Origin of the sequence: Poseidonibacter antarcticus, assembly GCF_003667345.1 — a bacterium.
Lineage (GTDB): Bacteria > Campylobacterota > Campylobacteria > Campylobacterales > Arcobacteraceae > Poseidonibacter > Poseidonibacter antarcticus.
In genome coordinates, this window is sequence record NZ_RCWF01000007.1 from 1 (window position 1) to 14,788 (window position 14,788).

The following is a 14,788-nucleotide window of genomic DNA, read 5'->3' on the forward strand; positions in this document are numbered from 1 at the left end:
GTCAAGCTCTTCATCGCTGATAATACTGCAGGGTCCCCTTGTCGGAAACGTAGGTCACTGCCAGCTCTTGAGTATTTTTATTTCAAATTAGCTTAGCTTTTTACACTTTTTTAGTGTTTTAAGCTAAGCTTTTTTTTTGCGCGCGTTTTTTGCATAAAAAAAGGTCAATCTTTCGATTAACCTTCTTTTTTATTTCTATTTATTAGATTGATTCTAATATTTCAATTGATATAATTTTGTCTTTTTGTTCTATTTGATCTAGTACTGCAAAACTATCACTATCATCTGCTTGGATTTCTCCAAATACTGTATGATGTCTATCTAAATGAGGACAAGGAACAAAACATATAAAGAATTGGCTTCCACCTGTATTAGGACCTGCATGAGCCATTGCTAAGCTACCTTTTTTATGTACTTGTTTATCTTTATCTACTTCACATTCAATTGCCCAATCTGGACCACCCATACCTGTTCCATCAGGACATCCACCTTGAGCCATAAATCCAGGGATTACTCTATGAAAATTAAGGCCATTGTAAAAACCATCATTTGCTAATGTTGCAAAGTTTGCAACTGTATTTGGTGTTTCTTTATTGAATAATTTAATTAAAATTATTCCTTTATCTGTTGTAAATTTTGCATATTGGAATTTTGCTAATTCTTCTGTAGTATAATTATATTTTTTTAATTCTTTTCCGAACATTTTGTACCTTTTATTTATTTTCTGGAATTATATCGTTTTTAGGTGTTAGATAGTTTAATTTGATTAGATTTTTTGTGATTTCTTTAAATACTGGAACAGCAGACCATGAAGCATAATAATAATACCAATATTTTCCTCTTGAGATAGGATTCATAACTGTTACTCCTATTGTATAAGAATTTTTTCCATCATTAACAAAACCAAAAAATGATGAAATATATTTTCTAAGATATCTACCTTTTCTTGCAATTTGTGCTGTTCCTGTTTTCCCACCAATTTCTAAACCATCCATTTTTGCAGCTTTTCCTGTACCTTCATTAACTGTCTGAACTAGTAATTCTTTCATTTTTAAAGCAGTTTCTTTTGAAATTACTTTTTCTGGTTCATTATCATAAGCTTTATATTTATTATCATCATGATACAAATATGAAACTATTCGAGGTGTTCTCATATATCCATCATTGTTAAATACTGTATAAGCTTTCATTAACTGCATAAATGTTGTTGTTATGCCTTGACCGTATGAGTCTGTAGCTTTAAATACATTATCTTCACCATCACGATCTCCTGCTGAATATTGTTTTAAACTATGTATTAGTCCTTTTCTTTCATAAGGTAAATCTATTCCAGTTTTTCTTGCAAGTCCAAACCTTTTATATCCTTCATAAAATTCTGGACCTGATAATCTTTGTGCTATTGTTAAGGTACCAATATTTGACGAATAAATTACAATATCTTTTAATGTTAGATAATGTTTTTTAAATTGATGGTCATCTCTAATTGTAAATCTTCCTAATTTATATCGACCTTTTGGGAACTTACCTTTTTTATTTGCTTTTCCTTTTGTATTATATGCAAAAAATAGTTCGTTTTCTTTGATTCTATTTTTATCTAATACAAGAGAAATTGAAAGAGGTTTTATAACTGAACCTGGTTCAAATTGGTATTCGATTGCATTTACATTTAATGATGGGATATCTTTTTGTCTGATTTTTTCTGGATTAAATCTATTTGAACTTGCTAATGTTAGTATATTACCAGTCTTATTATCTAATACAGATACTATTATTTCATCAGCTCCTAGTTTTTCTTTATATAAATCAAGTGTTAGTTCATTATTTTTTTGAAGTTTCAATGGTATATTTAATTTTAAAGTTGCACCATCAATTCTTTTTCTTATTAATGAATCTTTATCAAATGAAATATATGAAAGTACATCTCTATTACCTTTAAGTATTCCATCTTTTGATTGATTAAGTACTTTATTATAACTTTTCTCTAAACCTTTAATTCCTTTTACTTTTGTTGTACCACTTTTGGTTTCAAATTTAGAAATATAACCTATAACAGGTGTTAGTGTATCTTCGTATGAAAATAATCTTTTTTCTCCACTTTCTCGTATACTTAATCCTCTAAGTATTTTCCCACCTTTTACTTTTCTTGAGATAAATACATTTAATCGTCTTAATTTAAAAGCTAATTCTTTTAAGTTTTTTGCTGTTCTTGAATCTATATTATAAGATAGTACTAAGTTTCCAGGCTTATTCTTTACTTTTTGAAGTTTTTCATTTAACTTGTTATATGGAATATTACTATAAATTGAAAATAAGTGTAAAAATAATTCTTTTTTATCTTGAGCTAAATGTCTAGTATCTATTGAGGCTTTATAAAGCTTTTTTGAAGATGCAATTTTAAAATTATCTGAACTTACAATATCTCCACGAACTGATAATTCTTTTTTTTCACTTTTAAGTGTAGGCATATGTCTATATTCTGTAATAGTTCTAAATACTGAAAAGACAAGTATTAATAGAAATAAAAAAATAATAGCAAATAATATTGCAATTTTTTTTGTTTTATTAATTTTTTCGATTTTATTTGAAGGCATCTTTATCCATAATATTATATAATAAGATATGTATTTTAACAAAAATAAGATTAAAGCAATAAAAAATAATTTATATTGTCAAAAAGCTGATTATACTTTATTGATATTAGTCTCTCTATTAATTTCCTTAAGTGTGATATTCTCGTACTCGCTTAGTATTTATACTGTTCAATTTTATGGATATGATCAATTTCATTTTTTTATTAGACAAGCTATGGTTGCTATTGTTGCCATACTAATAATGTGGACTTTTTCACTTTTTGATCCAGATAAACTAGTTGGAAAAGTAGGAATGACTTTATTTTTCTTATTTTTCTTTTTAATGGCTATTATGCCAGCTCTTCCAAGTTCTATGGTAACAGCATCTGGAGGTGCTAATAGGTGGATAAGATTACCAGGTTTTTCATTAGCTCCTGTAGAATTTTTTAAAATAGGTTTTATATATTTTTTATCTTGGTCTTTTCATAGAAAAGTTATGGACCAGCCAAAGAAAATTGGTTTAAAAAAAGAATCACTACTTTTAGCACCATATTTTTTAACATTTTTAGCTGTAGTTTTCATAGTTGCTTTTATGCAAAAAGATTTGGGACAGGTAGTGCTTTTAGGTATTATTTTAATAATATTACTTATCTTTGCAAATAGATCTTTTAAAATATTTTTAGTATTAGGTGCAGGAGCACTCATAGGTTTAGTTGGATTAATACTTGCTGCTCCTCATAGAATTCAAAGAATTTATTCTTGGTGGGCAATGGTTCAAGATGGAATATTATCATTTCTTCCTTCTTGGGCTGGGCAGTATTTAAGAATTGATGAGTTACCTGAACCGTATCAAGTTTCTCACTCTTTAAATGCAATGCATAATGGAAGTTTTTTAGGACAGGGTATTTCTAATGGTGATATTAAAGTTGGTTTCCTATCTGAAGTTCATACAGATTTCGTTTTAGCTGGAATTACAGAAGAAATAGGATTATTAGGCTTAATTTGTATTGTAGGAATTGTATTTAGCATTATTTGGAGAATATTTAGAATTAGTATTAGAGTTTCAAATCCTATATATCACCTTTTTAGTCTAGGGATTGCATTAATGATTATAATTGCTTTTTTAATAAATTCTTATGGAATATCTGGAATGATACCAATTAAAGGGATTGCTGTACCTTTGCTTTCTTATGGGGGATCATCTATGTTATCTATGTCCATTGCAATCGGTTTAGTTTTATCAATAAGTAGAGTTGTTCCTAGTGAAAGTAAAAAAATAAAAGATAAAGAGGTTTAGAATGAATGGAAGTGTTGTTATAACAGGAGGAGGTACTGGTGGCCATTTAAAAGTTGCTGATGCCTTTGTTGATGAATTTAATAAAAGGGGGATTCCTGTGATTTTTATAGGATCTTCTAATGGACAAGATAGACAATGGTTTGAAAATGATAAAAGATTTAAAGCTACATATTTTTTAGATACTAAAGGGGTAGTTAATAAAAATGGTTTCGGAAAACTTATATCTTTGTTTAATATAATATCAAAAACAAGTTATTGCTTAGGATTATTCTCAAAATATAATGTAAAGACAGTAATCTCTGTTGGAGGATTTTCAGCTGCAGCTGCGACTTTTGCATCAATTATAAAACTTGGATGTAAACTTTATATTCATGAACAAAATTCTGTAATGGGTACTTTAAATAAAGTTACTTCAAGATTTGCAACAGAACTCTTTTCTTCATTTGAAAAAAAATCTAAAATAAAAGATTATCCCGTATCTGAAGAGTTTTTTCAATTAGGAAGAATTAGAGATAAGGTTAAAACAATAGCTTTTTTTGGAGGTTCTCAAGGAGCGCTTGTAATTAATGATTTTGCTTTAAAACTTGCACCAAAACTAAATAAAATGGGTATTAATATAATTCATCAAACGGGTAAAAATGATTTTTCTAGAGTTAAAGAAGAATATAAAAAACTCAATATTAAAGCTGATATTTTTGATTTTTCTAAAGAGATTCCCAAAAAAATGGAAAAAGCAGATTTTGCAGTTAGCAGGGCAGGGGCTTCAACTTTATGGGAGCTTTGTGCAAACTGTTTACCAACTTTTTTTATTCCTTATAAGCATGCAGCAGCAGATCATCAGTATTATAATGCAAAAGATTTAGAAAATAGAGGTTTATGTTTTTTACAAAGAGAAGAAGATTTAAATGAAGAAGATTTTTTCAATGCAATAAATAGTGATATTCACGATATGAGTAAAAAATTAACTTCTTCAATTAATTCAAATGCTGTTTCTTTAATATGTAATATTATAGTTCAAAATAATAAGAAGTAATATTCCAAATAAAATTCTATAAATTCCAAAGGCAACAAAAGTAAAAGTTTCAAGAAATTTTAGAAATAATTTAATAGTAATAAATGCAACAATAAAAGATATGATAAATCCAACGGCAAGATTTACAATATGTACATCAGAGAATAGTTCTTTATAATGCTTCATTAAATCATAAGCAGTTGTAGCACACATAACAGGAAAAGCTAAGAGAAATGAAAACTCTGCACTAGCTTTTCTATTAAGTCCTACTAACATAGCTCCAATAATACTAGAACCTGCTCTTGAAGTTCCAGGTATTAAAGCAAATATTTGAGCTAATCCAATCCAAATTGCTTGCTTGTAAGTTACATCTTCAACATCTAAGGTATGAGTTTTTTTTTCATTATAAAACTTTTCTACAATTAAAAATATAATTCCACCTATAATAAACATATATGCAACTATTTCAATTGAAAACATTGCTTTTACATCTTTTGCAAATAAAAATCCAATACCTGCAATAGGTAAAAAAGCAATAAATACCTTTGTCCATAAACTAATATGTTTAAATGTAAATTTAGAGGGATAGTTTAATATTACAGCTAGAATTGCTGCAAATTGTATAATCACCTCAAAAGCTTTATTGATACTAGTTTGCTCAATTCCTAAGAATTCACTAGCAACTATTAAATGTCCTGTTGATGATATTGGAAGAAATTCTGTAACTCCTTCAATTATTCCTAAGATTATAGTATCGAATATTGTCATATATTATTTTCCCTATTTTGTTAATTTTAAAAAAAGTTTTAAACTTCTTTTTTCTTTTATTCCAATATTATAATCAATTTTTTTTAGATAATCTAAAATATCTTTATTTGATATTCCTGTTCTTTTAGAATATTGATTTAATATGTATGTTGGTATTTTTATATGATTTTTATTAAATTTCTTAGTAAGTTTAGTGAGTTCTTTTTTATTAGAAGAATAACATAAAACTGCAAATACAAAAGGTAGCTTATATTTATCATTCCATTCTTGTGCTAAATCAATAAAGCTTGTCTTTTTATTTTCATGATAATATTTTAGTGCTTTGTCTCCTATTAAAACTTTTCCATTTAGTTTTAATACTTTTGCTAATGCATTAGAAGTTTCACTTTGATAATCTTTTTCATCAATTCCTGGTATTAGTAGTACAGATAATACATCTTTTTTTGCGATAATTCCTAGGTCTAATTTTTTTTCATGTCTTGATGCAATTGATGAAATAAAAGCCGAATCTACTTTTCTTTTTTTTAATTTTTTATTTATTAAAGAGGGATAAGATTTTTTATATTCAATGATTGCTTTAGTCTGTGTTGATCTTATATTTTTCTTTATATACACATGAAATGGTAATAAATTTATAAAATCTATTTTTGCAAAAATCATAATAAGCGAAGTCCTTTAACTTAAAATTCTTTTGCTATAATAATCAAAAAAGAATAAATAAGGGTTTAAAGTGGTTAAAGTAGAATTTTTAGGGCCTATTAATAAAGAATCAATGAATCTTGATATATCTAATTTATCACAGTTGTCTGAAATATTAAAAAAAGATGATGAAGTTTCATTGTGGTTAGAAAACTGTGCAGTTGCAATAAATGATACACTAGTATCAAGAAAAGATATAGAGCTTTTTTCTGGAGATAAAATTTCATTATTACCACCTGTTTGTGGTGGATGATAGAAAAAAGGCAGAATATGAAAAATTTAGAATTATTTGAAGGTAGTTTACCTGTTGAAAAAATTACAAATGCTTGGTATGCTAAATATAAAAGCTCAAATTATGGAGCAATAATTACCTTTGTAGGGGTTGTAAGAGATGAAGATAAAATAGATGGTTTATCTTTTGATATTTATGAACCTATTTTAGATACTTGGTTTAACTCCTGGATAGAAAAAGCAAAAAAATTAAATGCAATTGTTTTAATGGCACATAGTTGTGGCGATGTATTTAATCATGAAAGTTCATATATTGCTGCTGTTTGTTCTCCTAAAAGAAGAGTTGCTTTAGAATTAATAGATGAATTTGTTGAAGATTTTAAAGCTCAAGCTCCAATTTGGAAATATGATATTATAAATGGAAATAGAGTATATGCAAAAGATAGAAGTACAGCAATAAAAGGTTCAGGGATATTATCATGAGAGTAGATTTACACAATCATACAACTTTATGTAATCATGCAAGTGGTACGAGTGAAGAATATTTATTAAGAGCAATTGAATTAGGAATAGATATATATGGATTTTCAGATCATGCACCTATGAATTATGATCCAAAATATAGAATGGATATATCTGATAAACCTTTATATGAAAAAGAAATATTAGATTTAAAAGAAAAATATAAAGAAAAAATTGAAGTTTTATTAGCTTATGAAGTTGATTATCTTGAAGGTTATATATTAGATGAAATAATTAATGCAAAAGTTGATTATCTAATTGGTTCTGTTCATTTTTTAAAAAACAAAAATGATATGTGGGGTTTTGATAATCCTGAATTTATTGGAGTTTATAAATCAAAAGATATTGATACTATATGGACTGAATATTTTGCTGCAATTGAAGCAATGGCAAAAACTGGTTTATTTGATATTGTTGGACATTTAGATTTAATTAAAGTATTTAAATTCTTACCTAAAAAAGATATTAGACTATTAGCAAAAAATGCACTTCTAGCAATAAAAAAATCTAATATGGTTTTAGAAATAAATACAGCAGGCTTGCGAAAACCAATAAAAGAGACTTATCCTTCTAGAACACTTTTAGAATTAGCCTATGAATTAGATATAAATATTACATTTGGTTCGGATGCTCATTCAGTTGATCAAGTTGGTTTTAAATATGAAGAAGGCAAATCTTTAGCAAAAGATATAGGTTATACAAAATGTATGACTTTTTCTAATAGAGACTCTCAATTAATAATTTTATAATTTGAGTATATTAGGAAAAAGTATACTTTTTTTATTACTTGTATAGTTTTTATACACTGATTTTAGCTTATTTTTTATTATTTTTGATAAAATTGTCGCATATATAAATTCAAGGAGCTATAACAATGGGTAAATTTGTTAACAATACAGAAGAGTTTTTTAAATATTGTGAAGATAATGAAGTAAAGTTTGTAGATTTTAGATTTACAGATATGAAAGGAATGTGGCATCACATTTCATATATGATGAGTGCAGTTACTGAAAGTCAATTAGAATTCGGTATGCCTTTTGATGGTTCTTCTGTTGATGCATGGCAGCCTATCAATAAATCGGATATGATTTTAAAACCAGATGTAGGAACTGCTTTTTTAGATCCATTTACAGCTGATTCTACAATTATTGTAATTTGTGATGTTTATGACATCTATAAAAATGAGTTATATGAAAAATGTCCAAGATCTATTGCTAAAAAAGCATTAACTCACTTAAGTGAGTCTGGTGTTGGTGATGTTGCATACTTTGGACCAGAAAATGAATTTTTTATTTTTGATGATATCAAAATCATTGATAATATTAATGAATCATATTATAGAGTTGACTCAGAAGAAGGTGAATGGTCTTCATCAACTGATTATGAAGGTGGGAACATGGGTCATAGACCTGGAACTAAAGGTGGTTATTTCCCAGCACAACCAACAGATTCAATGGTAGATTTAAGAGCTGAGATGATGTTAGTTCTTGAGCAAGTTGGATTAGAAGTAATTTTAGGACACCATGAAGTTGCACAAGGTCAAGGTGAAATTGGTATTGTTTTTGGAGATTTAATTGAAGCTGCAGATAACGTACAAAAATATAAATATGTATGTAAAATGGTTGCACATTTAAATGGTAAAACTTGTACATTTATGCCAAAACCAATGTTTGGTGATAATGGAAATGGTATGCATGTTCACCAATCAATTTGGAAAGAAGGTAAAAACTTATTCTATACAGAAGGTGAATATGGTAATCTTTCTGAAATGGCTAGACATTATGTTGGTGGAGTATTTAAACATGCACGTGCAGTTGCTGCATTTACAAACCCAGTAACAAACTCATACAAAAGATTAATTCCAGGATTTGAAGCACCTTCAATTTTAACTTATTCTTCTCAAAATAGATCTGCTTCTTGTAGAGTTCCTTATGGAGCTGGTGAAAAAGCAACTAGAGTTGAAATGAGATTCCCAGATTCTGCTGCTTGTCCTTATTTAGCATTTGCTGCTATGTTAATGGCTGGTCTTGATGGAATTGCAAATAAAATTGAACCAATTGGTCCAATGGATGAAGATTTATATGAAATGCCTTTAGCTGAGATTAGAGAAAGAGAAATTCCTCAAATGCCTCATACTTTAAGAGGTTCATTAGAAGCTTTAATTAGAGATAATGATTTCTTACAACCAGTATTTTCAAAAGATATGGTTGATACATATCAACATTATAAATTTGAAACTCAGGTTCAACCTGATGAAGCTAGACCAACAGCATTTGAATTTAAAACTACTTATTCTTGTTAATCTAAGGATAAATTATAAAAAAAAGGTAAGTTCAAATGAACTTACCTTTTTTTAGATCTAATTTCTTTACTTAATAAAAACATAATAATAGAGTTCTTTAAAACTCTATTACTTCATCTCCTAAATTTTCTGTAGTAGTATTAATATCTATTTCAGGTAAAGGAGAAGTATCCGTATAGTATTCTGTTTTACCATTTATTTTAGATGTATAAACTTTAGAAGGTTTAATAAAACTTCTAGCTATTTCTGGATGTAACTTTAAATAGTTTTTATAATAATATGAAAATGCAGGAGCAGCTATTCTTCCACCTGTTTCTGATCTTCTCATAGGCTTATTATTGTCATTACCAAACCAAACAATTGTTTCTATTGAAGGTGAATATCCACAAAACCATCCATCTATATTATTATTAGTTGTACCTGTTTTCCCTGCAAGTTCAATACCTGGAACCTTAGCTTGTCTTGCTGTTCCTCTTGTAACAACATCTTTTAAAATAGATGTTATTAAAAATGTTTGTTCTGGAGTATTTATTTCTTTAGTTTGTGGTTCAAAAGTTACCGTTTCTCCAGCATTATTTGTAATTTCTTCAATTATATAAGGTTTTACCTGTGTTCCATTATTTGCAAATATACTATAATATTCACTAAATTCAAGTGGAGATACAGACATTGTACCTAGTGTTATTGACAAATCATTAGGTAGATTTGTAAATCCATATGATTCCAATCCTTTATAAACAATATTAATACCTGTATCTGTTACTAAATTTATTGTTGATAAATTTCTTGAATGAACTAAGGATTCTCTTAAATTGATAAATCCTTTAAAATTTTGTTCATAATTTCTAGGTTGCCATTTTTTATCAACCCCATTAACTGTATAATCATAAGTTCTAGATATATCTATAAGTTGTGAAGCAGGATTTCTTCCTTCATTTAATGCTATTTGGTACAAAAATGGCTTGATAGAACTTCCTGGTTGTCTTTTTGATTGAACTGCTCTATTAAACATAGATTTTTGATAATCAATTCCCCCAACTAATGCTAGTATTTTTCCTGTATTACTTTCAATTGAAACAAGTGCACCATTTAGTTCTTTTACATATGAATCATCATTAGGTTTATTTGATCTTTTTCTAAAATCTAAGTCTCTTTTTAATGCTTGATTATATGATAATTTTAAAGCTTTTTTTGCAATTTCTTGTGCTTCTAAATCAATTGTTAATTTAATTTTGTATCCACCAGATTTAATATCAGGGATATCATCTCTTAATGTTTTGATTACATAATCAATAACATAAGGAGCTTTATTTTTAGTTAGTGTTTGATTATAAATTTTTGGTACTTCTTTAATAGCTGTTTCATACTGCTCTTTATTAATCCAACCTAATGTATTTAGTCTTGTAATAACTTGATTCGCTCGTGCTAAAGAAATTTTTAGGTTTTTTGTTGGAGCATAAAAACTAGGAGCTCTTGGCAGTCCTACTAAAATTGCCATTTCTTTTAATGATAATTCATATAAATCTTTTTTAAAATATCCACGTGCAGCAGTTCTTATTCCATAATATCCATGACCAAAATAAACATTGTTTAAATATCTTTCAAGTATTTCTTCTTTTGTTAAAATAGTTTCAAGTCTAATAGCAAGAAGGGCTTCTTTTATTTTTCTAATAAGTTTTTTTTCACTAGATAAAACTAACATCTTTATTAGTTGTTGAGTTAGTGTACTAGCTCCTTCTACAAAACCTCCTGCTTTAATATCTTTTATAATTGCTCTACTTATAGCATCTGGATTTATACCTATATGTTCGAAATATTGAGTGTCTTCAATTGCAACAAGACCTTCAATAATTCTTGCTGGAATATCGTCATATTTAACATATTCTCTATTTTCACCCGTAAATGTGTTAGCAATTAGTTTTCCATTTTTATCAAAAAATTGTGTACTTTGTTTAGGTGAGTAGTTTACTACTTTATCAATGTCATGTTTTATTTCATCATATAATGTATATAACCATCCTAAAACAGCTAATGTTACAAGTAGAATAAAACCAAAAATGTATTTAATCATATTATTTCCTAAAATCTTTATTTTTAAATGTTGAGTTGATCAATGTTTTTGTATAAGTTTGATAAGGATTATTTAAAATTTCTTTTGTATTTCCTTGTTCAATAATAATTCCATCTTTAATTATAACTATATTTTTACAAATATCTTTTATCGAATCAATATCATGAGTTACAAAAAGAACTAATATATTAAATCTTTGAATTAAATCATTAATCAATTTAATAATATTAGTTTTATTCTCAATATCAAGTGCAGTTGTAGGTTCATCAAGTAATAAAAATTTTATATCTTTACTTAACGCAATAGCAATAATAACTCTTTGTATTTGTCCACCACTTAATTGATTAGGAAACTTATCTAATATTGATATATCTAAATCAACTAATTTCAATACTTCTTCTTTTTTTTCATAGCTACAAAAAAATTGCTTATGTATTTTTGTCATAGGGGATAAAGAAGTAAAAGGATTTTGCGGAATAAATCCAATAGAATTAAAATCTAAATCAAAATTTGAATTAATTTTTTTTTCACAAGTAAGAGTATTTGGTAAGAGATTTAGTAAAGCTTTTAGTGTTAAAGATTTTCCACTTCCACTTTGTCCAATTAATGCAGTTGAATCACTTATATTAAAAGAGATATCAAGCAAGGTTTTATCTTGACTTTTTATCTCTAATTTATTTATATCAATATTTAACATATAAATTAACTTTTTATTAAAGTTTCATCCATTTCTTCTGGAATAGCTAAATTCATTAATTTTAATACAGTGGGTGCTATATTATTTAAACTTCCTGTTTTAACTTCTTTAACTTTTGGTGACATTATAAAGCAGTAAACATCTCCTACTGTATGATTTGTTAAAGTATTACCATTTTCATCTCGCATTCTTTCACAATTACCATGGTCTGATGTTAAAATAAGATTATAATCTAGTTCTTTAACTTTTTCTATAATTAGTCCAAGCTCATAATCAACAGCTTCAACAGCTTTTTTACTTGCTTCAAAATCTCCTGTATGACCAACCATATCACCATTTGCAAAATTTACTACAATAAAATCAGTGTTATTATTCATCGCATCTATAACATTTTTCCCAACTTGTGGTGCACTCATTTCTGGTTGTAAATCATAAGTAGCAACATTTGGTGATGGTGTTAAAACTCTTGTTTCATTTAAAAATGGTTCTTCAAGTCCACCATTAAAAAAGAAAGTTACATGTGCATATTTTTCTGTTTCAGCTGTATGAAGTTGATTTAATCCAGCATTTGAAATTACTTCAGCAAGTGTATTTTTTGGTGTTTCTTTTGGAAATAATACAGGTACAGGAATATTCTTATCATATTGAGTCATTGTTGCAATATGTAAGTTTTCAGAAAATTTTGGAAAATGTGAAAAGTTTTTATCTGCAAACACTGAAGATATTTCTCTCATTCTATCTGATCTAAAGTTACAAAAGATTATTGAATCATCTTTTTTCAATCCTTCATAACCTTCAAAAGCTGTAGGAATAATAAATTCATCATAAACATCTTCTTTATAAGAATTTTCTACAAATTCAGTAGGAGATAATGAAGTTTTTGGAAATGCTAAAGCAATTGCATCATGTCCTTTTTGAATTCTATCCCATCTATTGTCTCTATCCATTGTATAATAACGTCCAGCAATTGTAGCTATTTTAATATCTTCATCGCAAATATCAATAATTTGTTTGATATATTTGTTAGCAGAATCGGGGGCTACATCTCTACCATCAGTAATCATATGAATAAAAACTTTTTTATTTTCTTTCTTAGCAATTTGTGCCATTGCTATTAAATGATTAATATGAGAATGAACTCCACCATCACTTAATAAAGCAAGAAGATGAATATTTTTTGACGAATTTAAACAATCTTTAAATACTTGGTTATCTTTTAAAGTATTTTCTTCTATAGCTATATTTATTTTTACTAAATCTTGATACAAGATTCTTCCTGAACCAATAGTCATATGTCCAACTTCAGAATTACCCATTTGGCCATCAGGTAAACCTACATATTTACCATATGTATGAATTAGCGAATATGGAGTATTTTTAAATAAATTATCATATGTAGGAGTATTAGCTTGCAAAAATGCATTATAGTCTGATGATTTGTTGTATCCAATCCCATCTGTAATTACAAGAATAGTTTTGTTTGTCATTGTTTAAACCTTTTAAAAAGTATAATATAATATAATCGCTGATTATATCAAAATGAAGGTTTGAGTTTGTTTTACTGGTTTTATAGGCATCTAGAGATTAATATTTTCCAATACATTTCAGTTAGAGCTGGAATAAGTTTTATAATTGCATTTTTTTTAACAATGTTTTTATTACCAAAGTTTATAAAATGGGCTAAATCAAAGAATGCATCCCAGCCTATATATGAACATGCACCTTTAGGTCACCAAGAAAAAGCAGGCACTCCTACTATGGGAGGAATGGTTTTTATTCTTGCAACAATAATAGCTACCTTGCTAACGGCAAAGTTAAATAATTTTTATATTATAGGTGGATTAACAACAATTGCTCTATTTTCATTAATAGGGATGCAAGATGATTATTCAAAAATAACTAAGAATAAGAACTCAGCTGGTCTAAGTGCTAGAGCTAAATTAGTATTACAATTTTTATGTGCAGGTATTGTCGGTTTCATTCTATATTATTTTGCACATACAACAACCTTGCATATACCTTTTTATAAATTACCACTATTTGATATGGGAGTATATGCTATTTTATTTTGGATGGTAGTAATGGTATCAGCATCAAATGCAGTTAATCTAACTGATGGTTTAGATGGGTTAGCGACAGTTCCATCAATTATGGCATTTTTTACATTATCAGTTTTAGTTTATATAACAGGTCATGCAATATTGTCTTCTTATCTCTTACTACCAAATATTAAACTTGCAGGTGAATTAGCAATTGTGGGTGCTGGACTTTCAGGTTCATTGATTGCCTTTTTATGGTTTAATTCTCATCCTGCAGAAGTATTTATGGGAGATTCAGGATCACTTCCTATAGGTGCATTTATGGGATATATGGCAATTGTTGCTAAATCAGAAGTTTTACTTGTAATAATAGGTTTTATTTTTGTATTAGAAACATTATCTGTAATTTTACAGGTGGGTTCTTATAAGTTAAGACAAAAAAGGATTTTTCTTATGGCTCCAATTCATCACCATTTTGAACAAAAAGGTTGGAAAGAAAATAAAATTATTGTAAGGTTTTGGATAATTGCTTTTATGACAAATCTTCTTGCATTAATGAGTCTAAAAATCAGATAAAGAG

14 protein-coding genes are annotated in these 14,788 nt (G+C 27.6%); 7 read left to right on the top strand and 7 right to left on the bottom strand.

Going from position 1 to position 14,788, the window contains the following annotated elements; all coding sequences use genetic code 11:
• Positions 1–202: 202 nt before the first annotated feature.
• Both D9T19_RS09300 and D9T19_RS09305 read right to left on the bottom strand, forming a co-directional pair.
• On the bottom strand, positions 203–703 hold the full coding sequence (locus tag D9T19_RS09300; protein ID WP_121627963.1) for a peptidylprolyl isomerase: 501 nt from the start codon (positions 701–703) through the stop codon (positions 203–205).
• A gap of 10 nt (positions 704–713) precedes the next feature.
• Positions 714–2,591, bottom strand: coding sequence for a peptidoglycan D,D-transpeptidase FtsI family protein (locus D9T19_RS09305; protein ID WP_121627964.1), 1,878 nt, complete (start codon positions 2,589–2,591; stop codon positions 714–716).
• A 28-nt stretch (positions 2,592–2,619) separates the two neighbouring features.
• Here D9T19_RS09305 and D9T19_RS09310 point away from each other — a divergent pair, with 28 nt between their 5' ends.
• Both D9T19_RS09310 and D9T19_RS09315 read left to right on the top strand, forming a co-directional pair.
• Entirely contained in the window at positions 2,620–3,867 is a 1,248-nt protein-coding gene (locus tag D9T19_RS09310) for an FtsW/RodA/SpoVE family cell cycle protein (RefSeq protein WP_121627965.1), read from the top strand.
• Between the two features lies 1 nt (position 3,868).
• Positions 3,869–4,900, top strand: coding sequence for a UDP-N-acetylglucosamine--N-acetylmuramyl-(pentapeptide) pyrophosphoryl-undecaprenol N-acetylglucosamine transferase (locus tag D9T19_RS09315; RefSeq protein ID WP_121627966.1), 1,032 nt, complete (start codon positions 3,869–3,871; stop codon positions 4,898–4,900).
• On the opposite strand, the gene D9T19_RS09320 is transcribed toward D9T19_RS09315, so the two are convergent.
• Together D9T19_RS09320 and D9T19_RS09325 are read right to left on the bottom strand one after the other, a co-directional pair.
• On the bottom strand, positions 4,862–5,647 hold the full coding sequence (locus tag D9T19_RS09320) for an undecaprenyl-diphosphate phosphatase (RefSeq protein WP_121627967.1): 786 nt from the start codon (positions 5,645–5,647) through the stop codon (positions 4,862–4,864). The two genes, D9T19_RS09315 and D9T19_RS09320, sit on opposite strands and share 39 nt — an antisense overlap.
• Positions 5,648–5,659: 12 nt before the next feature.
• Positions 5,660–6,307: an MqnA/MqnD/SBP family protein gene (locus D9T19_RS09325; protein WP_121627968.1), complete on the bottom strand. Its 648-nt coding sequence runs from the start codon at positions 6,305–6,307 to the stop codon at positions 5,660–5,662.
• Between the two features lie 70 nt (positions 6,308–6,377).
• Here D9T19_RS09325 and D9T19_RS09330 point away from each other — a divergent pair, with 70 nt between their 5' ends.
• The 4 genes from D9T19_RS09330 to glnA all read left to right on the top strand — a co-directional run bounded on the left by D9T19_RS09330 (position 6,378) and on the right by glnA (position 9,401).
• Entirely contained in the window at positions 6,378–6,599 is a 222-nt protein-coding gene (locus D9T19_RS09330) for a MoaD/ThiS family protein (RefSeq protein ID WP_121627969.1), read from the top strand.
• 17 nt (positions 6,600–6,616) lie between these two features.
• Positions 6,617–7,060 carry a molybdopterin synthase catalytic subunit gene (locus D9T19_RS09335; protein ID WP_121627970.1) on the top strand — a complete coding sequence of 148 codons (444 nt, stop codon included), beginning with the start codon at positions 6,617–6,619 and terminating at the stop codon, positions 7,058–7,060.
• Positions 7,057–7,848 (top strand): histidinol-phosphatase HisJ, encoded by a 792-nt coding sequence (hisJ, locus tag D9T19_RS09340; RefSeq protein WP_121627971.1) that lies wholly within the window; start codon positions 7,057–7,059, stop codon positions 7,846–7,848. The genes D9T19_RS09335 and hisJ overlap by 4 nt, the downstream gene beginning before the upstream one ends.
• 125 nt (positions 7,849–7,973) lie before the next feature.
• The gene (glnA, locus tag D9T19_RS09345) at positions 7,974–9,401 is read left to right on the top strand and encodes a type I glutamate--ammonia ligase (protein ID WP_121627972.1); all 1,428 of its coding nucleotides are present in this window, start codon (positions 7,974–7,976) and stop codon (positions 9,399–9,401) included.
• Between the two features lie 97 nt (positions 9,402–9,498).
• On the opposite strand, the gene D9T19_RS09350 is transcribed toward glnA, so the two are convergent.
• Genes D9T19_RS09350 through gpmI form a run of 3 tightly spaced genes read right to left on the bottom strand, consistent with a single transcriptional unit; the run spans position 9,499 to position 13,656 of the window.
• The gene (locus D9T19_RS09350; protein ID WP_121627973.1) at positions 9,499–11,472 is read right to left on the bottom strand and encodes a transglycosylase domain-containing protein; all 1,974 of its coding nucleotides are present in this window, start codon (positions 11,470–11,472) and stop codon (positions 9,499–9,501) included.
• A gap of 1 nt (position 11,473) precedes the next feature.
• Complete coding sequence (locus D9T19_RS09355) at positions 11,474–12,169, bottom strand: ATP-binding cassette domain-containing protein (RefSeq protein ID WP_121627974.1); 696 nt, start codon at positions 12,167–12,169, stop codon at positions 11,474–11,476.
• Positions 12,170–12,174: 5 nt separating this feature from the next.
• Entirely contained in the window at positions 12,175–13,656 is a 1,482-nt protein-coding gene (gene gpmI / locus D9T19_RS09360; protein WP_121627975.1) for a 2,3-bisphosphoglycerate-independent phosphoglycerate mutase, read from the bottom strand.
• 66 nt (positions 13,657–13,722) lie between these two features.
• Between gpmI and mraY the strand changes: the two genes are divergently transcribed.
• Positions 13,723–14,784 carry a phospho-N-acetylmuramoyl-pentapeptide-transferase gene (gene mraY / locus D9T19_RS09365; RefSeq protein ID WP_121627976.1) on the top strand — a complete coding sequence of 354 codons (1,062 nt, stop codon included), beginning with the start codon at positions 13,723–13,725 and terminating at the stop codon, positions 14,782–14,784.
• The last annotated feature ends 4 nt before the right edge of the window (positions 14,785–14,788 follow it).

What these genes read in the sequence shown, in the direction of transcription:
- D9T19_RS09300 (WP_121627963.1), bottom strand. Translation starts at nt 703, where the DNA reads ATGTTCGGAAAAGAATTAAAAAAATATAATTATACTACAGAAGAATTA.
- D9T19_RS09305 (WP_121627964.1), bottom strand. Translation starts at nt 2,591, where the DNA reads ATGCCTTCAAATAAAATCGAAAAAATTAATAAAACAAAAAAAATTGCA.
- D9T19_RS09310 (WP_121627965.1), top strand. Translation starts at nt 2,620, where the DNA reads ATGTATTTTAACAAAAATAAGATTAAAGCAATAAAAAATAATTTATAT.
- D9T19_RS09315 (WP_121627966.1), top strand. Translation starts at nt 3,869, where the DNA reads ATGAATGGAAGTGTTGTTATAACAGGAGGAGGTACTGGTGGCCATTTA.
- D9T19_RS09320 (WP_121627967.1), bottom strand. Translation starts at nt 5,647, where the DNA reads ATGACAATATTCGATACTATAATCTTAGGAATAATTGAAGGAGTTACA.
- D9T19_RS09325 (WP_121627968.1), bottom strand. Translation starts at nt 6,307, where the DNA reads ATGATTTTTGCAAAAATAGATTTTATAAATTTATTACCATTTCATGTG.
- D9T19_RS09335 (WP_121627970.1), top strand. Translation starts at nt 6,617, where the DNA reads ATGAAAAATTTAGAATTATTTGAAGGTAGTTTACCTGTTGAAAAAATT.
- hisJ (WP_121627971.1), top strand. Translation starts at nt 7,057, where the DNA reads ATGAGAGTAGATTTACACAATCATACAACTTTATGTAATCATGCAAGT.
- glnA (WP_121627972.1), top strand. Translation starts at nt 7,974, where the DNA reads ATGGGTAAATTTGTTAACAATACAGAAGAGTTTTTTAAATATTGTGAA.
- D9T19_RS09350 (WP_121627973.1), bottom strand. Translation starts at nt 11,472, where the DNA reads ATGATTAAATACATTTTTGGTTTTATTCTACTTGTAACATTAGCTGTT.
- D9T19_RS09355 (WP_121627974.1), bottom strand. Translation starts at nt 12,169, where the DNA reads ATGTTAAATATTGATATAAATAAATTAGAGATAAAAAGTCAAGATAAA.
- gpmI (WP_121627975.1), bottom strand. Translation starts at nt 13,656, where the DNA reads ATGACAAACAAAACTATTCTTGTAATTACAGATGGGATTGGATACAAC.